The 24,780-nt window shown below is 33.0% G+C and carries 18 protein-coding genes; 5 read left to right on the top strand and 13 right to left on the bottom strand.

All coding sequences use genetic code 11. The annotated features are described in order from the left end of the window. Positions 1–25: 25 nt before the first annotated feature. The 9 genes from fucP to JOOMADRAFT_RS14495 all read right to left on the bottom strand — a co-directional run bounded on the left by fucP (position 26) and on the right by JOOMADRAFT_RS14495 (position 10,226). The gene (gene fucP / locus JOOMADRAFT_RS14535; protein ID WP_008614659.1) at positions 26–1,342 is read right to left on the bottom strand and encodes an L-fucose:H+ symporter permease; all 1,317 of its coding nucleotides are present in this window, start codon (positions 1,340–1,342) and stop codon (positions 26–28) included. A gap of 54 nt (positions 1,343–1,396) precedes the next feature. Further along, a complete protein-coding gene (locus tag JOOMADRAFT_RS14530; protein WP_008614658.1) occupies positions 1,397–2,191 on the bottom strand; it encodes an L-fucose dehydrogenase in 795 nt (264 codons plus the stop codon). A gap of 84 nt (positions 2,192–2,275) precedes the next feature. Then, entirely contained in the window at positions 2,276–3,091 is an 816-nt protein-coding gene (locus JOOMADRAFT_RS14525) for an amidohydrolase family protein (RefSeq protein WP_008614657.1), read from the bottom strand. Positions 3,092–3,094: 3 nt separating this feature from the next. After that, positions 3,095–3,955, bottom strand: coding sequence for a fumarylacetoacetate hydrolase family protein (locus JOOMADRAFT_RS14520; RefSeq protein ID WP_008614656.1), 861 nt, complete (start codon positions 3,953–3,955; stop codon positions 3,095–3,097). A 124-nt stretch (positions 3,956–4,079) separates the two neighbouring features. After that, positions 4,080–5,696 (bottom strand): sulfatase family protein, encoded by a 1,617-nt coding sequence (locus JOOMADRAFT_RS14515; protein ID WP_008614655.1) that lies wholly within the window; start codon positions 5,694–5,696, stop codon positions 4,080–4,082. Further along, the gene (locus JOOMADRAFT_RS14510; protein ID WP_008614654.1) at positions 5,697–6,473 is read right to left on the bottom strand and encodes an SDR family NAD(P)-dependent oxidoreductase; all 777 of its coding nucleotides are present in this window, start codon (positions 6,471–6,473) and stop codon (positions 5,697–5,699) included. A gap of 2 nt (positions 6,474–6,475) precedes the next feature. Further along, the gene (locus tag JOOMADRAFT_RS14505) at positions 6,476–7,810 is read right to left on the bottom strand and encodes an alpha-L-fucosidase (protein ID WP_008614653.1); all 1,335 of its coding nucleotides are present in this window, start codon (positions 7,808–7,810) and stop codon (positions 6,476–6,478) included. 51 nt (positions 7,811–7,861) lie between these two features. Continuing rightward, entirely contained in the window at positions 7,862–9,172 is a 1,311-nt protein-coding gene (locus JOOMADRAFT_RS14500) for an L-fuconate dehydratase (protein ID WP_008614652.1), read from the bottom strand. 184 nt (positions 9,173–9,356) lie between these two features. After that, positions 9,357–10,226, bottom strand: coding sequence for an AraC family transcriptional regulator (locus tag JOOMADRAFT_RS14495; RefSeq protein ID WP_008614651.1), 870 nt, complete (start codon positions 10,224–10,226; stop codon positions 9,357–9,359). 419 nt (positions 10,227–10,645) lie between these two features. Between JOOMADRAFT_RS14495 and JOOMADRAFT_RS14490 the strand changes: the two genes are divergently transcribed. Next, on the top strand, positions 10,646–10,879 hold the full coding sequence (locus tag JOOMADRAFT_RS14490) for a CBU_0592 family membrane protein (RefSeq protein WP_008614650.1): 234 nt from the start codon (positions 10,646–10,648) through the stop codon (positions 10,877–10,879). 114 nt (positions 10,880–10,993) lie between these two features. On the opposite strand, the gene JOOMADRAFT_RS14485 is transcribed toward JOOMADRAFT_RS14490, so the two are convergent. Beyond that, complete coding sequence (locus tag JOOMADRAFT_RS14485; protein WP_008614649.1) at positions 10,994–11,599, bottom strand: TetR family transcriptional regulator; 606 nt, start codon at positions 11,597–11,599, stop codon at positions 10,994–10,996. Positions 11,600–11,761: 162 nt separating this feature from the next. Here JOOMADRAFT_RS14485 and JOOMADRAFT_RS14480 point away from each other — a divergent pair, with 162 nt between their 5' ends. The 3 genes from JOOMADRAFT_RS14480 to JOOMADRAFT_RS14470 all read left to right on the top strand — a co-directional run bounded on the left by JOOMADRAFT_RS14480 (position 11,762) and on the right by JOOMADRAFT_RS14470 (position 17,638). Then, complete coding sequence (locus tag JOOMADRAFT_RS14480; protein ID WP_008614648.1) at positions 11,762–13,003, top strand: alkaline phosphatase family protein; 1,242 nt, start codon at positions 11,762–11,764, stop codon at positions 13,001–13,003. 4 nt (positions 13,004–13,007) lie between these two features. Then, on the top strand, positions 13,008–16,106 hold the full coding sequence (locus tag JOOMADRAFT_RS14475) for a SusC/RagA family TonB-linked outer membrane protein (RefSeq protein ID WP_008614647.1): 3,099 nt from the start codon (positions 13,008–13,010) through the stop codon (positions 16,104–16,106). An 83-nt stretch (positions 16,107–16,189) separates the two neighbouring features. After that, entirely contained in the window at positions 16,190–17,638 is a 1,449-nt protein-coding gene (locus tag JOOMADRAFT_RS14470; RefSeq protein WP_008614646.1) for a SusD/RagB family nutrient-binding outer membrane lipoprotein, read from the top strand. A 179-nt stretch (positions 17,639–17,817) separates the two neighbouring features. On the opposite strand, the gene JOOMADRAFT_RS14465 is transcribed toward JOOMADRAFT_RS14470, so the two are convergent. Together JOOMADRAFT_RS14465 and pta are read right to left on the bottom strand one after the other, a co-directional pair. Further along, a complete protein-coding gene (locus JOOMADRAFT_RS14465) occupies positions 17,818–19,005 on the bottom strand; it encodes an acetate/propionate family kinase (protein WP_008614645.1) in 1,188 nt (395 codons plus the stop codon). Between the two features lie 66 nt (positions 19,006–19,071). Continuing rightward, complete coding sequence (pta, locus tag JOOMADRAFT_RS14460; protein ID WP_008614644.1) at positions 19,072–21,165, bottom strand: phosphate acetyltransferase; 2,094 nt, start codon at positions 21,163–21,165, stop codon at positions 19,072–19,074. 212 nt (positions 21,166–21,377) lie between these two features. Between pta and hutI the strand changes: the two genes are divergently transcribed. After that, positions 21,378–22,613 (top strand): imidazolonepropionase, encoded by a 1,236-nt coding sequence (gene hutI, locus JOOMADRAFT_RS14455; RefSeq protein ID WP_008614641.1) that lies wholly within the window; start codon positions 21,378–21,380, stop codon positions 22,611–22,613. A 122-nt stretch (positions 22,614–22,735) separates the two neighbouring features. Here hutI and JOOMADRAFT_RS14450 read toward each other — a convergent pair whose 3' ends face one another. Further along, positions 22,736–24,772: a PorP/SprF family type IX secretion system membrane protein gene (locus tag JOOMADRAFT_RS14450; protein ID WP_008614640.1), complete on the bottom strand. Its 2,037-nt coding sequence runs from the start codon at positions 24,770–24,772 to the stop codon at positions 22,736–22,738. Positions 24,773–24,780 lie beyond the last annotated feature (8 nt).

The following is a 24,780-nucleotide window of genomic DNA, read 5'->3' as shown; positions in this document are numbered from 1 at the left end:
ACCATTAACCATTAACTATTAACTATTAACTATTAACTTCATAAACTCCCTGTTTAGTTATCCAGAAACCATAACTAATAATATAAACAAAGCACACTAATGGCAGTATAAAAGAGATATTTACTTCAGGAAAGCCCATAATTTGAATATCGTTTACGGCGTTCCCTCCAATATCTATTACCATTCCTTGAAATGCAGGCATCAAAGCACCTCCTACAATAGCCATAACCAAACCTGCAGCTCCTATTTTGGATTCATCTTCCGATAATCCATCCAAAGCAATTCCGTAAATAGTAGGAAACATTACAGACATACAAAATGAAACGCCCACCAAGGACATCAATCCAAATTCCCCTCTGCTAAAAATTGTTCCCAGCGTGCAAAAAACGGCTAGTACTCCAAAATACATCAACAATTTAGAAGGGGTTATATACTTTAGCATCCATGTTCCAACAGCTCTACCACCAAGAAAAAGTGCAAAAGCTACAAATTGATAATTGGCTGCTACTTCACTTTTCATTCCGATAGCTTCAGCATATTGATAAATATAAGTCCAACACATAATTTGGGCTCCTACGTAAAACATTTGAGCTATTACACCCAATACATATTTTTTATTTTCGAAAAGTTTCCTAAAAGTATCTCCAATACTAGGTATTTTCCCTTCTCCTTTAGCTTGAGGCATTTTACTGACAAGAATAATAAAAAAGACAATTAAAATAGTAAACCCAAGTACCACATACGGATTTCTAATGACCATTAAATCGGAGGTTCTAATGAAGGCTTTTTTTGCTTCTGCCAGCGAATTGAAATTTTCCAAATCATCCGACTCTAACTTTTTCAATACAAATTGTTGCGCTACTAAAAGTCCAAGCAATAAGCCTACTGGATTAAATACTTGTGCTAGGTTTAACCGTCTAGTAGCAGTTTCTTTACTTCCCATTGCCAAAATATATGGATTGGCAGTAGTTTCTAAAAAAGCCAATCCAAAAGTGAGTATGTATAAACCCAAACAAAAAAACCAAAACTTTTCTGTAGTTGCGGCTGGATAAAACATTAGCGCCCCCACAGCATATAAACCTAAACCAATTAAGACTCCCGTTTTATACGAATACTTTCTTACAAATAAGGCAGCTGGCAATGCCATACAAAAATAGCCTCCATAAAATGCCATTTGTACTCCAGCGGCTTGCGAATTAGACAGTTCCAAAACTTTTTTAAAAGCTTGAACCATAGGGTCTGTTACCGAGTTTGCAAATCCCCACAAAGCAAAAAGAGAGGTTATTAAAATAAAAGGCAGTAAAAACTTTTTACTTACCACGGGTGTTTTATCTGCTTTCATTAATTTATGTTTATGGCTTTTATTGGTTAAAATATCATCTTAATAAATTTGATTTCATAAGATTGAAGGCTTTATTGCACGATCCAAGTGTGTATATCCGCCATCAACATATAAAAGTTGTCCTGTAGTATGACTTGATTTAGAAGAAAGTAAAAAAACTGCTGTGTTTGCAATTTCCTCAGGGGTTGTCATCCGATTTTCTAGAGGAATATTATTAGTAATTTCTTTTAGTTTCTCTTTGGGATTTGGTAATGAATTGAGCCATTTTTTATATAAAGGAGTATAACTTTCAGCAACAATAATAGCATTCACTCTAATTCTATAGGGTAATAATTCTACCGCCCACTCTCGTGTTAAAGCATTTCTCCCCCCATTAGAAGCCGCATATCCAGATGTTCCTCCTTGTCCTGTTAACGCTACTTTAGAGCTTATATTTACAATTGCTCCTTGATTTTTTTTGAGTTCTGGCAAACAATAGTGCGCCATCATATAATAATGTGTTAGACTTTTATTAATAGAATTTAAAAAACTCTCATAATCGCCATTTTCAAGTGATACTCCATCATTAACACCAGCATTATTTACTAATCCATGTATAGCTCCATAAGTTTTGATTACATAAGAAACAGCTTTTTTACAGGCATCAGGATTGGTTAATTCTGCTAAAGCATAATCAACTTTCCCACCATTATCTTTAATTTCTTGAACTGATTTTAAAACATCTTTTTCCGTACGTCCAACAATAATTGGAAACGCCCCTTCTTTAGCTAAAACCTTGCAAATTCCTAAGCCAATTCCCTTATCGCCGCCTGTTACTATAATAATTTTATCCTTTAGTTCTAAATCCATCTTTTCAATCCTTTAAAGTTCTTATTTCTGTAAAACTTCTTCGTTGTTCAAAACTTATCACTTTTCCTACTTCTTATAAATTAATTATATTTTATAAAATCTTATGGCATTCCCTCCTAGTATCATTTTTAGTTGCTGTTTATCATAATAATTGGTTATAATTTTTAATACTTCATTATACGATGCCGCAACCAAGCACACTGGCCAATCAGAACCAAATAGAAGTCTTTCTGTTCCAAATGCAGAAGTTACCACCTCTAAAAAGACTTTAAAATTATCTGGTTCTAGTTTAAAGTCATCTGTTTCTGTTACTAAGCCAGAGACTTTGCAAAAAACATTCTTATTTTTTGATAATTCTTTGATCTGATTTTCCCAATTCTCATCAATTCCATTAGAAATAGCAGGCTTTGCTATATGATCCAATACAAATTTTTGATTAGGAAAATTAGTAGTCAACATAATAGCTTCATTTAATTGATGTGGTTTAATCAATAAATCATATGTCAACCCTAATTTAGACAAAGCCTTTATTCCTCGCTGAAATTCTTCTTTCAACATAAAACCATCAGGTTCTGCTTGCAGAATATGTCGAACTCCTTTAAATTTTTTATATTTTGAAAAATTTAATAATCTTTCTTCCACATTATGCTTTTGCATGTCTACCCAGCCAACAACCCCTTTTATAAAGTAATTTTGCGCTGCAAGTTTTAATAAAAAAATTGTTTCCTCTTCAGACTGGTCTGCTTGTATAGCTACACAGCCATCCATTCCATTATTTTCTAAAACAGGCTTTAAATCGGAAGGCATAAAATCCCTTCGGATGCACTTCATATCATCTACTATCCAACTATCTCTATCTGGGTTATACTTCCAAAAATGTTGATGACTATCAATGTACATTTATTATTCTTTTTGGTATGCCTTTGCTACTTGTTTTGAAACTCCTAGACCTTCAATTCCCAACTCAACTACATCTCCTGGCTGTAAATAACGCTGTGGTTTTAATCCCATTCCTACTCCAAAAGGAGTTCCTGTAGAAATTACATCCCCAGGTAATAATGTCATAAACTGACTAATGTAACTTACCAAGATTGGAATATTAAAAACAAAATCAGAAGTGTTACTGTTTTGTTTTATTTCCCCATTTAGCTTAAGCCATAAATTTAAATTGTTTGGATTTTTAATTTCTTCTTTAGTAGCTATAAAAGGACCTAAAGGAGCAAATGTATCACAGCTTTTTCCTTTTACCCATTGTCCAGAACGTTCTATTTGAAATTCCCGTTCACTATAATCGTTATGTAAAACATAGCCTGCAATATGATTCATTGCTTCCTCCTCAGAAACATAAGATGCTTTTTTTCCGATAACAAACGCTAATTCTACTTCCCAATCGGTTTTTTTACTGTTTTTTGGAATGATTAAATCATCGTTTGGCCCTACAATAGCAGAAGTAGCTTTAAAGAATAAAACTGGTTCTTTAGGAATATCCATTCCACTTTCTTCAGCATGTTTGGCATAATTAAGGCCAACACAAATTAGCTTTGAAGGACGTACTAAAGGTGACCCTAAACGAACTTCATTAGAAATCTCAGGACATTTTTCTTCATTTTGAAGAAGCCATTCACGCAATCGTTTGATTCCATCGTTCCCAAAAAAATCTTCATTATAATCTTGACCAAAAGCAGTGATATCTATACGTTTTCCATTTTCTAGTTGTACTCCTGGTTTCTCTTTTCCTGCTTGTCCAAATCTAATTAATTTCATGTGTTCTTTTATTATTTATCATTATTACGTATAACATTCATTTTATAATTTAATTCCCTTCTCATACCACGCTAACTTATCTTGGCGGCATTACATTTGACGAATCCTTTAGTTAAGTAATTTACTAAGTTCCCGTAATTGCATTTATTTGTTGCCATTGACTGCCATCCATAGGGAGTTCATTTTTTTGTTTTTCTCCTGGAGTACTACGTCCATTTTCAAGAATTTGTTTCATCAATATATGAAGCTCCTCAGCTATCTCTGGATAATTAGCTATTTCATTATTCTTTTCCTGTGGATCTTTTTCAAGATTGTATAACTGAAATTTTGGTAACCCCTTTGTTTCTTTAGCATTTGGTTTAGGGTCACTCCAACCTCCAGACCCTGGGCAAAAAATTAATTTCCATTCTCCTTTTCTAATAGCAAAACTGCCATTTATAGAATGGTGAACTGTCAATTCTCTTTTATAAGCGTTTGCCTTTTCAGATTTAAAAAGGGGGAGCATAGAAAAACTATCTTCTCCTTCGTTATCCTTTAAATCTAAATTCAAAATATCTGCAAGGGTTGCCATCAAATCGGTGGTACAAATAGTTTTTGTAGCCACCGAGTTTGGTTTGATAACTTCTGGCCATTTTACAATAAAAGGCACTCTATGTCCCCCTTCATAAATATCGGCTTTATGACCTCGATATAGGAAACTTGGGTTATGTCCTTTTGATGCTAATTCCACATAATCTGCTTGGGGAGAACAACCATTATCACTAGTAAAAATAACAAGTGTGTTTTTTTCTATACCTGCATTTTTAAGAGCGCTTACAAGTTGCCCCATGTAAGTATCTATCATCATTACAAAGTCGCCATAGGGATTTAAAGCACTTTTTCCCTGCCATTCTTTGGTCGGCAATATTGGGGTGTGTGGCGAAGGCAAGGCTAAATATAAAAAAAATGGTTGCTTAGCCTTTGATCTTGCTTTTATATATTCAATTGATTTTTTAAAAAAATTAGGCGTTACTTCTTCATGAATAAAATCGGCTCCAGTTGGTCCTTCTCTCCACCAACCATATTTAGAGGTATCTACAGTTGCCCTATTGGGTTGAGCAGTTACTTTTTCATTTTCTACATACACATACGGAGCCATATCTAAAGAGCCAGAATGCCCATAAGCATATGTAAAACCAAGACTATTGGGAGAGTTTGTAATCGGTTTACTAAAGTCAATTCCTTCATAATCATCAGGACTCCAACCTTCTCCTATCTCTAAACCGTTTTCTTTTTCTCCCCAATTCCATCCCAAATGCCATTTGCCAATAAATGCGGTATGGTAGCCTTCATTTTTAAGTAAAGAAGCCACAGTAGTTCTTTTTGAAGAAATCAAGGCTTTCGAAGTTCCAGTAAGCACCCCACTTTTTAAAGAGCTACGCCAATTGTATCTTCCTGTAAGGATACCATATCTAGTTGGAGTACATACCGATGACGAAGTATGTGCATCGGTAAATTTCATCCCTTCGGCAGCCAATTTATCCAGGTTTTCGGTAGGTATTTTACCATTAGGATTATAACAACTTAAATCCCCATAACCTAAATCATCTGCTAAAACATAAACAACATTGATTTTTTCGTTATTACCCCTAATTTCTTTTAATTCTTGTTTTTTATCTTTACATGAAACATACGCAACAAGTCCTATTAAAAAGAAACTTCTAAGGGTATAAGATGCTATTTTATGAGGAATCCTCTTCATTTATCCATTTAATTTTATAAATCCGCCGTCAATCGGGAAATCTGTTCCAGTAATAAAAGAAGCTTCATCACTACATAAGTATAATGCTAAATTGGCAATTTCCTCTGGACTCCCCATTCTTCCGATTGGTTGTGTCTTAGATAATTTTTCAAACATTTCCTCTTCTTTTCCTGGATAATTTTTTGCAATAAATCCATCTACAAAAGGAGTATGTACACGTGCAGGAGAAATAGAATTACAACGAATGTTTTCTGCTACATAATCTTTAGCCACAGAATAGGTCATAGTAAGCACAGCACCCTTAGACATGGAATAAGCAAAACGGTCAGAAATTCCAACAGAAGAAGCAATAGAAGCCATGTTAATTATAACTCCTCCTCTACTTTTAATATGCGGAATTATTGCATGCATACAATTGTAAACCCCTTTAACATTAACATTGTAAATACGGTCTAAATCTTCTTCGGTAGTATTTTCAATATTTCCTACATGAGCCACCCCAGCATTGTTAATTAATATATCTATTGAATGACTAGAAGCTATTTCTTTAATTACAGATTGTACTTGCTTTTGATTGGAAACATCACATTTTTTCCAGATTCCTTTCCCTCCCTTTGCTACAATAGTATCTAAAGTTTGTTTAGCATTTTCCTCATTAAAGTCAATAATACATACAAAAGCACCATTTTGGGCAAAAACTTCTGAAATTGCTTTTCCAATACCGCTCCCTCCACCTGTTATTATTGCGGTTTTATTTTTTAAACTGAATATGGACATATCTATTTTAACGTTATTTCTATAATTGTATCGATATCATTTTGCTTCTCAGAAGGAACATTCAAGGTTAAAGAATTATTGCTTACTTGATACGAAACTTCTGTTTTATCCTGATAAAAAACGACATCCCTTATTTGTTGATTAAAATTGGGAATTTGAATATTTTCTGAGTCTAAATCAAGTAGATGTAGGTATAATTTATTCCCTCTTTTAGTAGAAGAGACCTTATTTTCTATATAAACTGTTCCTTTTTGAGTTTTGTAAATGGTCTCTCCATTTTCTTCAAGCCATTTCCCCATAGCTTTTAACCGTTCTATATGCTCTTTCTGGATTTTTCCATTAGGCATTGGACCAACGTTTAGTAAGAAATTAGCATTATTTCCTGCCGATTTTATCAAATACTGAATCAATTCTTTAACCGACTTATGTTTATCATCTTGCAAATTAAAGCCCCAAGAAGTATTTATAGTTTCACATGTCTCCAATGGTAACGTGCTAATTCCTGCTCCACCAAATCCAGTAGAATTCTTCCCAGGAAGGTCTTTTTCAAACATTTGGAAATCTTCTCCTTCAAAAGGCATTTCATGATGATTATTTCCAATAAGTAAGGCGGAATTTACATCATGAATCATTTTATAGGTTTTTTCCAAGTTCCAATCCTCTCCTTTTATTCTATATGTTACTGCTTCATGCCAATCCTTTTTATTTGGCGCCTGATCCCACCATCCATCAAACCAAAAACCAGCAATATCATAATTTTCAGCTAGCTCTTTAATTTGAGCATCTTGATATTCTAAATAGGTTTCCCAATTCCCCGATTCTGGTCTTCCAGTCTTTCTTCCTGTCCATCCTAATGGATAATAATCTTTATGATGCCAATCTAATTGTGAGTAATAAGCAAAGAGTTTAATCCCTTGTTTTTTACATTCTTGTTCTAACATCCTAAGAATATCTTTTCCATAGGGAGTCGCTTTTACTATATTATAATCGGAAATTTTAGAGTTGTACATTGCAAACCCATCATGATGCTTGGTGGTGATTGTTATATATTTCATTCCAGCTTCTTTAGCCAGACTTACTATTTCTTCAGCATTGAAATCTTGTGGATTAAAAAAATCTGGTAAAAGCTCATATCTTTCTACAGGAATATCTTGATTATTCATCACCCATTCGCCATCTCCTAAAATACTATACACCCCCCAATGAATAAACATTCCAAATCTGGCATTCTGGAACCATTCACGCATTTCTATGTTTTCTTTAGAAGGACTATAGGTTTCTTGCCCCATCGCAAAAAAGGAAATAAATAAAACGATTAATGTTTGAAATGTTCTCATTTGTTTTAATGTTTATTAAATTAAACTTATCCCTATTAAAATGTTTATTCTTTAAATTATTTCTTTCCATACTTCTCCATCTGGAAAAGTATATTTTTTGATGGAAGTTTCCTTCATTGTAATACTATATCCAGCCATTTTTGGTGGCATATAAGCTCCGTTTTTAATTACTACAGGGTCGTAAAAATGCTCGTGCAAATGATCAACATATTCAATAATTCTATTATCTAATGATCCGCTAATAGCTATGTAATCAACTATTGATAAATGCTGCACATACTCACACAAACCAACGCCTCCAGCATGCGGACATACAGGAATTTCAAATATAGCAGCCATGAGCATGATAGCTAAATTTTCATTAACTCCACCTACTCTACAGCTATCTATCTGGCATATTTGCATGGCATTTGCTTGCATTAGCTGTTTAAATATAACTCTATTCTGGCAATGTTCTCCTGTAGCTACTTTTATAGGAGCAACAGCTTCTGCAATCTTGGCATGTCCTAAAACATCATCTGGACTTGTAGGCTCTTCTATCCACCAAGGATTAAATTGCTTTAAGGCTTCCATGTTTTTTATTGCTTCATCAACATCCCATTTTTGATTGGCATCCATCATTAGTTTAAGGTCATCGCCAATTTCTTCTCTAATAATAGCTGCTCGCCTAATATCGTCTTCTAAATTAGAGCCTACTTTTATTTTCATGTGTTTAAAACCTTCCGCTTTGGCTTCTCTACATAAGCGACGCATTTTCTCGTCAGAATATCCCAACCAACCAGCCGAAGTAGTATATGCTGGGTAACCATTGCTTAACAAATAATCAATTCGTTCTTGCTTTCCTTCAGCTTTTGATTTTAGAAATTTAATCGCTTCATCTGGAGTAATAACATCTGTTATATAGGTAAAATCTATACAAGAAACCAGTTCTTCTGGAGACATGTCCGACAAAAGTCTCCATAAAGGTTTTCCTTCAACCTTGGCATACAAATCCCAAACAGCATTTACAATTGCCCCAGTTGCCAGATGAATAACTCCTTTCTCAGGTCCTAACCAACGGAGTTGACTATCGCCAGTTATCATTTTCCAAAAAGCACCCATATTGGAAGTTAAGTCTGATAACTTTTTCCCCTTTATTAAATATGATAATGACTCAATAGCCGCCGTACATAACTCGTTTCCACGCCCAATAGTAAATGTAAGTCCGTGACCTTCAAATTCAGAATGATCTGTCTTTAAAATTACATAAGCGGCAGAATAGTCGGGATCCGGATTCATTGCGTCTGAGCCATCAAGAAAGCGACTTGTAGGAAATCTAACATCTTTAACTACTACTTCTATAATTGAAATATCTTTTTTCATTTGTTGCTATTCATTTTTTGTTGGTCAGATGTAATTCGCCAATCCACATTTCGGTAGATACCTAAAATTGTTAAGGCTCATTTCATTATTTGAAAAATTAATATTCTCAAATTTACCTTAGAAGATTATTGATTTCCACCTAAAAAATTACAAACTATGATACTTTTTTTGCTCTATACTTGTATTATGTATACAAATGGACAAATTCAGTAGGTGTCATTTTCTTAATCTTTTTGAATTGTCTATTAAAATTAGAGATATTATTAAATCCGCTATCGTAGCAAATAGAGATTACTTTTTGTTTTCCTTCAATTAAAAGTTTACATGCATACCCAATACGGATTTCATTTAAATAGGTGGTGAAGTTTTTACGATGGATGCGTTTAAAAAACCTACTAAAAGCAGACGGATTCATATTAATTACCGTAGCCACATCTATGGCGCTTATAGGTTGATTAAAATTTTTAAATATATATTCATAAATTACCTTCAAGTTCTTATTATCTCCTTCACTAAATGAAGTTAAAAACCCTTTGCTAGACAATACGCTATATTCTTTATGACTTGCTAACCGATCTAAAACATCCAGCAATAACAGTAATTTTTTAAACGGTACTATTGTTTTATCTTTTTCTATTCTCTTTAGTAGCTGAATTGTTTCTTTTGATAGATTGTGAAATACCAATCCTAATTGTGCTTTTTGGATGAGGTTATTAATTTGCCTTAACTCTTTAGCTGACATAAAATCTTCTCCTAAAAAGTCTTTTTTAAAATGAATAGAAATTGCATCTGCCTGTAAAATAGATTCCGCATGATAGTAAGCTTCGTCATTTATCCACATATGTGGAAGATTGGAGCCAATTAACACCACATCTCCTTTATAGAATTTTTCAATGCTATCTCCTACAAACCGTGTTCCAGTACTCTTTAAAACTAGAACTAACTCTAACTCTGGGTGGTAATGCCAGACTTTTAAAAAATGCTTATGCTTATTTCTGGTGACGGAAAAAGAATTGAATTGTGTATTCGTTCTGTCTAGATAATGAAGCTTCATAAAATGCAATCCTATATTAAAATATACAATGTACAAATATTTCTAATCTATCCCATTTCGACTTTTAATATCCTCAAATTTATCCATAAACAATAATAATATAACATCCCCAACTTAAGGAATACATAACTATTTACTAAGTTAGCTTGTTGCTTGATCTATTTGATATCTTTGCATATAATTTTTGATAATTTCTGATGAATTACAGACAGCATAACAACATAATATTTAAAAAAATTAATAAGCTTTACAAAAACTTAAAAAGTTGTTTAAAGAGATTTTACCAGAAAAGATTAGAGACTGCATTGATAGTTTTATTACTGAAAACCGTTACAAATGACTCTAAAAATAGGATGAATACCAGCGCTATAAGCCTGAACAAAAAGGAAAGTTTATTAAAGAATCTAACTATTTATTAAATGGAGTTTCATAATATTATTGGTTGGATTGGAGCATTTTTATTTGTTATTGCCTATTTCCTTTTAAGCATTAAAAAGCTTTCAGCAGAAAATAAAACTTATCATTTTCTTAACATTCTAGGGGCTGTATGCTTGGTTATAAATGGCTATTATTTATCTGATTACCCAAATGTGGCTGTGAATTTTATCTGGGGATTAATAGGAATTTACGCACTGATAAAAATCTTACAATGACGGAATCAACTACCTTAGGGCAAGCTCACAAGGTATTCAAAGGAGACAAATTTAATTCATTTCGACGCAGAGTCCTTCGGTAAACTCGGCACAAGCTCTGGAGAATTAGCTCCTCTATGATGGATTAAAGTCTAATAAATTTACAGCGTAAGAAACATAAATATCAACTTGTTTTTTATAGGCCTCTTCACTCTCATTAAACAATCCTAAGTAGTAATATCCACCATCAATCAAAGCAAATATTACTTCTGTAACCTCATCAATATTATTATTTTTTATCACTCCATTAGTATGAGCCTCAATTAATTTATCTTTTAAAACTTCATGAAGAAGTTCTAAATAACGCTTAAAACTAGCATTAAATGCTGGCTTTCTATAAACTAAGGCATAACAGCTATAAAATACGCCATCATCAAAATAACGATTCCATTTCCTTGAAAACAAGGTTGTTATAAAATTATGCAACTCTTCTTTTGAATTTATTACGCCACTTTCTTTGGAGCTAACCATATTTAAATGACGTTCCAAAATATATTCATTCAAGCCAATTAATAAATCATCTTTTGTTTTAAAATAATGCATTATGAGTCCGTTACTAATTCCCATTTCATCTCCTACTTTGGCTATAGATGCATTTTCTAATCCTATTTTCTTTGCAACGCTATAAAAAGATTTTATGATTTCTTTTCTACGTTGATCGCTCATATTTTTTCTTCCCACAAAGTTAATTTTCAACAAATATAATACTTACAAAATGCAAAAATTTCCTCAAAAATTCAATAACACTAAATATACATTAAAATAAAGTTTTATTAATTGAACGTTCATTCAATTTATAATTCAATAAAATAAATTTATCCCAACTAAAAAACTTAATCGGTAATGAAAATTAAACACAAAATTGCAACCACATTTATAGCGTGTTTTGCAATACTAAATTTAACAACTGCACAAAGCAAAAAAGCAGTTTTTATCATTGTAGATGGAATAGCACCTGATATGCTAGAAAAAACGTCCACTCCTAACATCGATAAATTAAAAGAAAAAGGAAGTTTTACAGAAGCATATGTTGGTGGAAAAAAAGGAACTCATAGTGAAACACCAACTATTTCTGCTGTAGGTTACAATAGTTTATTAACTGGTACATGGGTAAACAAACACAATGTTTTTGGAAATAGTATTAAAAAACCAAATTACCACTACCCTACTATTTATAGGCTTTTTGATAACCGATATCCAAACAAAAAAACTGCCATCTTTTCTACTTGGTTAGATAATAGAACAAAATTAATTGGGGAGGATTTAGAAGAAACTCAACATATTAAGGTTGATTATGCTTTTGATGGTTTTGAGTTGGACACTATAAATTTCCCACATGATAAAGAACGCCAGTTCATAAAAAACATAGATACAAAGGTTGCTACAAAGGCAGCAGCTTACATAAAAGAAAATGCCCCAGACTTATCATGGGTTTATTTGGAGTTTTCTGATGATATGGGTCATGGTTTTGGAGATAGCAAACAACTCTATGATGCCATTACTTTTGAAGATGAGTTAATTGGTAAAATTATGGATGCGGTAGCTTATAGAGAAGCTAATAATAATGAGGAATGGCTTCTTATTATAACTACAGACCATGGGAGAACTGCTAAAGATGGTAAGCATCATGGAGGGCAATCTGACAGAGAACGTAGTACTTGGATTGCTACAAACTATAAAAACACCAACGATTATTTTAAAAATCAGACTCCAGGGATAGTAGATATTTTACCAACCCTAACTAGTTTCTTAACAGTTGAAGTTCCTAGCGATATTAAGTCTGAATGGGATGGTGTTTCTCTTATAGATTCTGTAGATGCAATAAATCTCAATGCTACTATTAAAAATGATGCTCTAACAGTAAACTGGAAAGACATTTCTAATAACAATACTCAAGTTGAAATCTTAATAAGTACTACCAATAATTTTAAAACTGGTGGCACCGATAATTATACTTCTTTAGGAACTGCAAATCTATCCGAAGAGAAGTTTACTACAACGCTAAAAGCCCCTATTAATGATTTCTATAAAGTGATTTTAAAAACTAAAAATAACACCCTTAATACCTGGATAACAAACAACTAAAAAAATGAAAAAAACAATTACTTTATTAATTTTTGGTTTACTAACCACCCTTGGGTTTTCTCAAGAAATAATTAGCGGAACCATTACAGATACTAACAATGTTCCTTTAGGAGGGGTAAGTGTTAGTATTCTAGACACTCCAAAAGGAACTGTTACAGACTTTGATGGAAATTATGAAATTGAAGCCAATAGTACAGATATCCTAGTATTTTCTTATATCGGGTTTATAGTTCAAAATGTCCCTGTAGAAAATCAAACAACCATAAATATAGTTCTACAAGAAAACACAGAACAATTAAGCGAAGTAGTTGTTACAGCTTTAGGGATTAAAAAGGAAAAGAAAGCCTTAGGATATGCTGTTCAAGAGGTGGATGGCGAAAGCTTAGAAAAAGCTAAAGAACCTAACTTTGTTAATTCGCTTTCTGGAAAAGTAGCTGGTTTAACAGTTAAAAATTCAACCGATTTATTTCAAAATCCAGAAATAAACTTGAGAGGCGCTAGTCCGTTATTAGTTATTGATGGAATTCCAGATAGAACTACAGATATATGGAAGGTAAACGCAGACGATATTGAAAATATTAGTGTTTTAAAAGGGGCTACAGCTTCTGCATTATATGGGTCTGTTGGTAGAAATGGAGCTATAATGATTACCACAAAAAAAGGCAAAAAAGGAAGATTTACTGTTACCGCAAATAACTCAACCATGTTTCAGCCTTCGTTTATTAAAGTTCCAGAAGTGCAAACTACATACGGAAACGGAAACCAAGGAAGTTATGCCTATGTAAACGGGAGTGGTTCTGGAACAGAAGGTGGCGGTTGGATTTGGGGTCCAAAATTAGATCAACTAGACCCAACAACTCCTAGTGGGTACTTTGAAACCCCTCAGTATAATAGTCCAGTAAATCCAGAAACTGGAGAACTTGTTCCCTTACCTTTTATCTCTAGAGGTAAAGATAATATTGAAAACTTCTTTAGAACAGGATTGATTCAGTCAAATAATATAAGCGTAGATTGGGGAAGCGATAAAGCTAGCTACAGAATGTCTATTGCTAATGTATATCAAAAAGGAATTGTACCAAATACCGACCTAAAAAACACATCTTTTACAGTAGGCGGTTCTTTAAATCCTTCAGAAAAGTTCAGCATTAACTCTTCGCTAACATACAATAAACAATACACAAACAACTTTCCAGAAGTTGGTTACGGTCCTACAAATTATTTATACAACCTCATCTTATGGACTGGAACTGATGTAGATGTAAACAACTTAAGAAACTACTGGAGAGAAGGTGAAGAAGGTTACCAACAAAGACACTTTAATGTTTCTTATTACAACAACCCTTATTTTCAAGCTTACGAATATTTAAGAGGTTATAATAAAGATAACATCTTTGGAAATGCAAATTTTGAATATAAAATCACTTCAAATTTAAGTTTTAAAGGGAGAAGTGGAGTAAATGTTTATAGCTTGTACAGAACTTATAAAGAGCCTAAAAGTTATATTGGTTATGGAGACAAGTCGAGAGGGAATTTTTCTTTACAAGACACCAATTATTTTGACATAACAAGCGATTTAGGGTTTAAATACACTAATGATCTTACAGAAGATATTTCTATTAATGCGGAAGTAGCATATTCTAATTATTATAGAAACTACTCTTTTCATCAATCTGCTACCGATGGATTAAACTTCCCTGGATTTTATAATTTAGATAATAATTCTGGTTCTACCCTATTTGGAGAAAATATAGTAGAGAAAGAAACAATTCATAGTTTTTACGGTTTTGTAGATGTTGAATTTTATAATGCCTTTTACTTAACCTTTACCGGAAGAAATGATAAAGTTTCCACCTTACCAGAAAACAACAATTCTTTCTTTTATCCTTCAATTTCAGGTTCTGTAGTATTATCTAGTTTATTTGACTTACCAACATGGACATCATTTGCTAAACTAAGAGGATCTTGGTCAAGAGTTTCTGAAGGAAAAATTGACGAGAATAACCCATATAGTCATATTCAAGCTTATGAAAAAGGAACAAGTTGGAACGGAACTCCTTCTACTTATTTTGGAAGTTCTCTTTTAGATCAGAATTTAAAACCTGAAACTTCCGATGCTTGGGAAATTGGAACTTACTTACGATTTTTTAACAACCGTATTGGTTTTGATTTTGCATACTATCAATCTAGAGATTACAACAACTTAATTTACAGTCCTATTTCTGAAACTTCAGGATACAACAGTTTATTATTAAATGGCGATGTATACAAAAGAAAAGGAGTTGAATTTACATTAGATTTTGCACCTGTTAGAAACGATAATTTTAAATGGGACACACAAATCAATTTGAGTCAGTATAGAAGATACCAAGAAGAAATATATGGTGGAAAAGAGCAAACAGAGAATTTTATTAATGTAGGAGATCGTACCGATGAAATTTACGCTTCTGTTTATCAAACTAATGAAAACGGAGAAGTTATTTTTGAAAATGGATACCCAGTTGCAGATCCTTACAATCGCTATATTGGGTATGACGAACCAGATTGGACGTATGGTATCTCTAACAACTTACGTTATAAAAACTTCAATCTTTCATTTTTATTTGATGGGCGTATTGGTGGCTTAATGTATTCTACAACCAATCAAAAAATGTGGTGGGGAGGTACGTCTCCAGGGACCGTTAATCAATTTCGAGATGCTGCTAATAATGGAGAAAGCACTTACATAGGTACTGGCGTTAAAGTGGTAAGTGGAGAAGCTACCTATGATGTAAACGGTAATATTATTAACGATACCCGTACTTATGCTCCAAATGATGTTCCTGTTAACTATATAAATTTTATGCAAACAACCAGTAATGGGCAAAATAAAAACTACCATTATTATAAGGAAACCTTTATAAAACTAAGAGAGGTTACATTAACCTATAATTTTGGAAAAACCATATTGGATAAATCTCCATTTACCGATTTAAGTCTTTCGCTTGTAGGAAGAAACTTATGGCTCTCTTCCGATATTCCAAATGTAGATCCAGATTCTGGAACTGACAATTTACAGGCTCCCTCTACAAGAAATATCGGATTTAACATCAATGCAAAATTTTAAATAAGAGGATACATCCAAATTTAATTATAAACACACAGTGGAGTAATTATTTGGATGTTCCATATGACAAAAAAAATAAACACATGAAAAATATTAAACATAGTCTATACATCCTACTAGCTTTTCTAGTGTTAAGTTGTAGTAAAACTGAAGATTTACAAGATGATGAAAACAGAGCAACAGCGGTTAGTCCGGAATTAATACTAACCAATGTAGAGGTTTCGGCTTTTAATAATATCAGTCTAAGCGCTGGTCTCGCATCTCGTTATCTTACTAATACTAATGGGGTTAATTCTAATCAATATTATAATTGGCAAAGATCTGATTATAGCACTTATGACGATTTAAAGCAAGTGAGTAAAATGATTGAAGAAGCTAAAAGAACGGAGATAGAAGTCTATCAAATTTTAGCTAAATTCTTTAATTCTTACTTTATTGTTTCACTCACTGAAACATTTGGAGATATTCCTTATTTGGAAGCAATTAATGCTTCTGAAGGAAATTACACCCCTGCTTATGACACACAAAAATCTATCTACATAAAAGTCTTAAACGACCTTAAAAGCGCATCAGACCAATTAATAGCAAATGATGAAACTATTTTAGGAGATGTTATTTATGATGGAGATAAATTAAAATGGAGAAAACTTATCAATTCTTATTATTTAAGGATCTTGATGAATTTATCTAAAAAAGAAAATGTAGCAGAACTGAATATTAAAAATAGATTTAATGAAGTCTTTACTAATCCTTCAAAATATCCAATATTCGAATCCAATGACGATAATGGGGCGCTACATTTCTATAATATTCAAGACAATAGATATCCTCTTCAAAATAATAATGATTTACAAACGGCCTATTATTTAGAGGAAAGTTTTGTAGAACGTTTACAAGACTTTCAAGATCCGAGACTCTTTACTTTTGCTGAAAAAAAACCAAATGGAAATAATCTTCCAGATGATGATTTTAATGCTTATGGAGGTCTTTATGGAAGTGGAGATTTAAATACAAACGTTTCTAAAGCTGTAAATGGAGAAGCTTCTAGAGTTCACCCTAGGTATTTTAACGATCCTGAAAATGAGCCAAGTTTATTAATAAGTTATGCTGAAGTAGAATTTATATTAGCAGAAGCTACCGTTAGAAACTGGATAAATTCTAACGCAGTAACGCATTACAAAAATGGTATTCAAGCCTCACTTAACTTCTACAACATTTCTGAGACTGATGCATATCTAAACAATCCAAAAATTGAACTAAGCACAGGAAATGAAATTGAAGCTATTCTAACTCAAAAACATATAGCTATGTATTTAAATACAGGTTGGCAGTCATTTTTTGAACAAAGAAGAACTGGCTTTCCTGAATTTAATACCGATGGAACTGGAATTCTAAACAGTGGAAACATTCCTAAACGATGGATGTATCCTGCCAATGAAGCCACCAATAACGGAGAGAACTTAAATTCGGCTATTAATAAGCAATTCCCAAATGGAGATACTATAAATGGAGAAATGTGGATTTTAAAATAACTAAAAATCCCTCGTTATTTATTTAACGAGGGATTTTTTTACTAAGTTAAATCAACTACCTCGAGGCAAGTCTACGAGGTGTTCAAAGGAAAATAATTTAATCCATTTCGACGTAGAACACTTTGATATACTCAGAACTGACTCTGGGGAATAAAACCCTCAATAAAGGATTCTATATATCAATTTATTAATCTATAGGTGTCTTTCGCTATTTCTAGTTCCTCTTGAGTTGGAATTACCAACACCAATACTTTTGAAGTTTCTTTACTAATAATTCTATTTTCAGAAGAACGAACATTGTTTTTATAATCTTCTAGTTCTATTCCTAAATAACTCATATCATCACAAATAAGCTTTCTTAAAACGCTACTATTCTCTCCTACTCCCGCAGTAAAAACAATAGCATCTACTCCATTTAATACCGCTGCATAAGCCCCAATATATTTTTTAATTCGGTAAGCATTCATTTCTAAAGCAAGTTGGCATTCTCTATTTCCTTCTGCTGCTTTTTCTTCAATAATTCGTAAATCGCTATAACCTGTTAAGCCCAACATCCCACTTTTCTTATGGAGTACTTCACTAACTTCATCTAAAGAATACCCGAGTGTATTGACCATATAAAAAATAATTGCTTGATCTATATCTCCACTTCGAGTCCCCATAACAAGTCCATTTACAGGGGCAAATCCCATAGAGTGATCTACACTTTTTCCATTTTTAACAGCCGTTATACTACAACCATTTCCTAAGTGAACAGTAATTAATTTTGATTTCTTTTTACTGATAAAATCCTTAGCTTTCTCTGCTACGTATTTATGACTTGTTCCATGAAAACCATACACACGGATGTAATTCTCGTCTAATAATTTATTAGGAATTGCATAACGATATGCTTTTTCTGGTAAAGTTTGATGAAATGCTGTATCAAAAGCAGCTATTTGTGTAGTGCCAGGAAATACTTCTTCTGCAACTTCAATTCCAGTATAATTATGTGGATTATGAAGTGGCGCCAACGAAAACAAACGTTTTATTGTCTTTTTTACTTCAGCATCAATTACAATAGTATCCGAAAAATCTTTTCCGCCATGAACTACTCTATGTCCAATAGCATCAATATCTTCAATACTTTTTATAGCTCCTTTTTCTTCATCCAAAAGTAATGCTGCTACTTTTTTCAAACCAACTTCATGGTTTTCAATAGGCATTATTTCAAAGAAATTCATCTTTTTAGATTTATAGTGAAGCGCTGCATTATCAAGTCCAATTGCTTCAACTAATCCAGAAGCTACAACAATTTCTCCTGGCATTTTTATAAGTTGAAATTTTATTGAAGAACTTCCTGAATTGATAACTAATATTTTTTTCATCTCTATTTTAATTATTGTAAAGATGGAATTCCATCTTAAATCTTGTATATAAAATTACATATTTTACTATATTCCTTGTGCTTGAATAGCGGTAATAATAACTGTATTAAAAATATCATCTACCGTACAACCACGACTCAAATCGTTTACTGGTTTATTTAAACCTTGCAACATCGGTCCTATTGCCAATGCGCCTGTTTCTCTTTGCACCGCCTTGTAGGTATTGTTTCCTGTATTTAAATCTGGAAAAATTAGCACACTTGCTTGTCCAGCCACTTCAGAGTCTGGTAACTTACTCTTTCCTACAGTAATATCTACAGCAGCATCATATTGGATTGGTCCTTCCACTTTTAAATCAGGGCGCTTTTTCTTTATCATTTCTGTAGCTTGACGCACTCTATCTACATCTGCTCCTTTCCCCGAAGTTCCAGAAGAATAAGATAACATCGCAATTTTAGGCTCTATTCCAAACGCTTTACTACTATCTGCAGACGATATGGCTATTTCTACAAGCTCCTCCGCAGTAGGATTTGGATTAATAGCACAATCGCCAAAAATAGAAACACGGTCTTCTAAACACATAAAAAATATGGAAGACACCACAGATACGCCTGGTTTTGTTTTTATAAATTGTAAAGCCGGTCTAATTGTATGTTGTGTGGTATGTACTGCTCCAGAAACCATTCCGTCGGCATGACCTTTATATATCATCATGGTTCCATAATAAGAAACATCTGTCATCCAATCGCGAGCAATATCCATATTTACATTTTTATGCTTCCGAAGCTCATAGAAAGTCTCCGCATAATCATCAAAGTATTCCGATTTAATTGGGTCTATTATTTCTATTTTATCAATATTTATTTCTATTCCGAGCGTAGTTATTTTACTTATTATTTTTTCTTGGTCGCCCAACAGTGTTATATCCACAATATCAATTGCTAATAAACGTGCTGTAGCATTTAAAACTCGGTCGTCTATTCCTTCAGGAAGAACTATTCTTTTTTTCTGCTGACGCGCTTTTGTTATGAGCCCGTATTGAAACATTCTTGGCGTAATTCCTTTGGGCTTAAAACTAATAAGTCGTTCTGCAAGCGTATCAATAGACACATACTTTTCAAAAGTACTAATAGATGTTTCTATCTTCGGAATGCTATCGGCATAAATATTAGATTTTATACTCCCTACCTGATTGGTTACACTAAAAGTCCCTCCTTCTACAGATACAATAGGAACTACTTGAGACAAACCATCTATTAATTTTAATATGGGTTCTTCAGGAATCAAACCTCCTGTTAATATAATTCCCGAAATACGTGGGTAATTACTAGAAATATTGGCTTGTAAAGCTCCTAAAATAATATCTGCACGGTCTCCTGGGGTTATTACTAAACTATTTTGTTTTAATTTGGTAATATAATTTCGAAGCTGCATTGCTCCAACTCCAAAACTTCCTGTTTGATTGTCTAAAAACTCATCTCCAAATAGCACTTTTCCATCTAGTTCTTCAACTATTTCTTTAATGGTTGGATGTGCCAAAGTTTCAATTCTTGGAATCGCAAAAACTTCTACTTCATCTGGTAAAAATTCTTGTAAAATTTGTTTTGCTATTGTAAGATTATCAGGACTAATTTTGTTAGCAATCAACGCCATCACATTCACGTCTTTATTTACAAATGAATGATATGCCAATTGTAAACTTCCCGCTAAATCTTCTTTTGTTTTGTTCACTCCACTGGCTACTAATATAGCTGGGAGACCCAAATTTTTTGCTATTAATACATTAACATCAAATTCAAAAACACTTCCTTCACCAGAAAAATCAGAGCCTTCTACCAAAATAAAATCAAAACGCTCTTCTAAACGCTTGTATTTCTGTATTATAGTATCAATTATCTCTCCCGATTTTCCAGTATTTCGCTTCTGTATAACCTCATTTCTAGTATAAGCAAATGCTTCTTCATAAGATAAATCAACATCAAAATAGGAAAGTACTGTAGAGATATGATTGTCTTTCCCTCCTTTTTTATCTTCATTAATTATAGGTCTGAAATAACCAACTTTAGCTGTTTTTCCTAATAACGTACGCATTAGACCTAGTGTAACTAAAGATTTTCCACTATCCGACTCTAAAGTTGCAATATAAATACCTTTATTCATCTGCTAATTTTTATTGTTTTTCAATGGTCAGATGTAATGCCCTTAACTATCATATTAATTGGTTTCCAAATTTGTTAATAGGCATTTCATACCAATATTTTATGGTTTCTATCAATAGCGAGGGAAACTATCTATAAATTATACATCAAAATTAAGCTATATAAAAGTGCAATCCTAAATGTTTTAATACCTTTAACGCTCAAATCGATATTATGAGAATATTATACATAAATATAAAAGAATTATTACAAGTTAGAGAAGAAAATACCTATAAAATTAGCGGGAAAGAGATGAGTAAACTTCCCACTATAAAAAATGCTTTCTTACTTATTGAAGATGATTTAATAAAAGATTTTGGTCCGATGGAAACTTTATCTATCGATGCTGTGGATAAGACCATTGATGTAACTGGTAGGATAATTCTCCCTTCTTGGTGCGATAGTCATACACATCTTGTATATGCCGGAAATAGGGAACAAGAATTTGTAGACCGTATTAACGGACTCACCTATGAGGAAATTGCCAATAAAGGTGGCGGTATTTTAAATTCGGCTAAAACACTGCAAGAAACTTCCGAAGAAGAACTTTATGAGCAATCTTGTAAGCGACTCGAAACTGTTATGAAAATGGGAACTGGGGCTATAGAAATTAAAAGCGGCTATGGTCTAACAGCTGAAGCTGAACTAAAAATGCTAAAGGTTATTGAGCTACTCAAACAGAATTATAATATAGCTATAAAAAGTACTTTTTTAGGGGCTCATGCTGTACCTTCGGAATATAAAAATAATAAGCAAGCTTATATTGATAAGATTATTAATGAGATTCTTCCAGAGGTAGCAAAAGCTAATTTAGCAGAATATATTGATGTTTTTTGTGAAGAAGGTTATTTTTCTGTAGCAGATATGGAAGCTATTCTGGAAGCTTCAAAAGAGTATCATCTAATCCCGAAAGTTCATGTAAATCAGTTTAATGCTATTGGAGGGATTAAAGCTTCTGTTAAACTCAACGCTTTAAGTGTAGACCATTTGGAAGTTATGAAAGAGGAAGATATTGAAGTCCTAAAAAACACGGAAACCATGCCAGTTGGGTTACCTCTGTGCTCTTATTTTTTGAGTATTCCTTATACGCCTGCAAGAAAAATGATTGATAGCGGACTCCCATTTGCGCTTGCAACCGACTATAATCCGGGTTCTTCGCCTAGTGGAAATATGAATTTAGTAGTAGCCACAGCATGTATCAAAATGAGAATTACTCCAGAAGAAGCTATAAATGCAGCTACCATTAATGGTGCCTATGCTATGGGACTTTCAAAAACTCATGGAAGTATTACCAAAGGAAAAAAAGCAAACTTTATAATTACTAAAGAAATTCCTTCCTACGGATACTTACCTTATGATTTTGGCAATACTAATATAGAAACTGTTGTCCTAAACGGAATCACTATCTAAATAATACACTCTATAGAATAGTTAGTAAACTTTATCTTATAAAATGGAAAAGGCTCCTTTTTTTCAAAAGGAGCCAAGCCTAACAGTTTTAAATCTATCTATCTATCTATTATGAAAGGCTTTTACTTAACCCATAGTACCCATTTATCTTCAAAATAAGTACCGTTGATATTATTTCGCTGCAAACTTTTTATCGTAAGATAGCGATTTGCTTTATACAAATATACATAGTAATAATTATTTTCTGGATTTAAAAAGAATTTTGGTTCAAATCCATTAGTTTTTAACTTTTCAATAAAGTCATTAAAATAATGTTCTTGAGAAAAAACATTAACCACTAAATAGAATCCCTTTTCAATTCCCGGTGCACTATTTATAGTTTTATAACTTACATCTTTTCCAAAAACTTCCGATGTAATTGCTGTAGAATCAATAGATTTAGTGTCTATTGTATTTGCCACAGAATCACTCCTTCTTAAAAACTCCTGATATTCTGCCTCTATTTTCTCGGCTTCAGTTTGTTGTTTTACCGCTACATTTTCCGAAATTTCATTATTTATTTCAGAAGTTTGAGCTAATTTACTTTCTTCTTCTTTAGAATTTATCTTACTATTAAACTCTTCCTGCGCTGCCTTAGCATAATCTTCTGCATCTGCTTCATATACTTTTACAGTTTCATTTTCTGTAACTTCGGTTTGTTTTCTAGCTACTTCTACTGAGTTTTCTCCTGAAAGATCATCTTTCTGATTTCCTCCATATACAGCATAACCAGTTACTGTAGCTTTTTCAGTAGATACTTCTTTTTCAATTTTTTCTGAAGATTTTTTATCTGCAACAACTATTTCTGCAGAAGGTTTTTCTGTTTTTGCATTAGAATTTTCTTGCTTAGGTAACGTTTTATCGCTAGCGCTTATTCCTACAGCTTCTTCGGTTTTTTCTGCTGACTTTACTCCTGTATTCTCTATTTTGTCTACAGAACTAGTAGTCGATTTTTCCTTAGCTGATTTACCCGAAGCACTTTTAACAGTAGCTTCTCCTCCATATAAAGCATATTTTGAAGTAGCATCTGTTGAAGGTTTTGCTGTTTCCGTTACTTTTTCTTCTACACTATCATTAATTATTCTATTGGCATCCTCTTCTCTGCGCCTTTTTATTTCTTCTGAAGAAATATAATCTTCTTCATTTATATTTTTAGAAGTTACTGCTTTTCCTCCGCTTGGAGCTGGATTCTTACGCATTTTTCTAGGTCCCAATTCAATCGACGCAATTGCTTCATAAGTTCCTCCGAAAGAATTATTAGTTTTACTGGTTCCTGTTTCATATACCACACCAATACTAATACCATCTCCTATTTTAACTCCTATTCCTCCAGAAATTCCAAAAGTAGTATTATAACCCGCTTGAAACCAACCAGTATACGGAAGATCTATTGTTGAGTTAAATCCAAATTGAAAATCGTCATTAGGTTGTGTTTTTCCATACACTAAGTTTCGCCATTTTGCATCCTCCATAAAACCTACAGCATCATCAAAAGTTTTAGTATACCCCAATTGACCTGAAAATATTTTATCAGAAAAATCGGTTATGGTATTAGAATCGTTGAAGTTATAATCAAAGATATTTTCAGCATAAATTCCGATATCAAAACTATTAACCGAAAGATTAATCCCAGGCATAACCAACATTAAAAAATCGTCTTGATTTTCTAAAACAACAGGATCTGGCTCTGTAGAACTAATTGCTCCTTTGTTTAATCCACGTCTAAAAAGTGTAGTATTCATCCCAACACTTAACGTAATATTGTCTGTAAACTTAACGCCATAAGCATAGTTAAGTATTAATCCGGAATCTACCAGAAGTCCTAAATTTTGCTGATAAAGCCCTAACCCAGCACCAGAATTCTCACTTACTTTTCCAGAATAACTTAATAAATAGGTTTGTGGAGAGTTTTCAATACCCGTCCATTGAATCCGACTCCAAAAGCTCACAGCCTTGGTGTCGTTTCGCACAAAACTATACGTAGGATTCACCAAAAATTTGTTGTATTTGGTTAGGTTGTGCTGTCTCCAATCTACAATAGCGCTCGTATTTTCTACCTGAGAAAATAGCACGTAGGATGCTAAGAGCAAACCGATAGTAAGCAGGTATCTTTTAATCATACAGAACT

Origin of the sequence: Galbibacter orientalis DSM 19592 (assembly GCF_000260115.1) — a bacterium.
GTDB lineage: Bacteria > Bacteroidota > Bacteroidia > Flavobacteriales > Flavobacteriaceae > Galbibacter > Galbibacter orientalis.
This window is presented reverse-complemented; position numbering and strand designations above follow the sequence as displayed.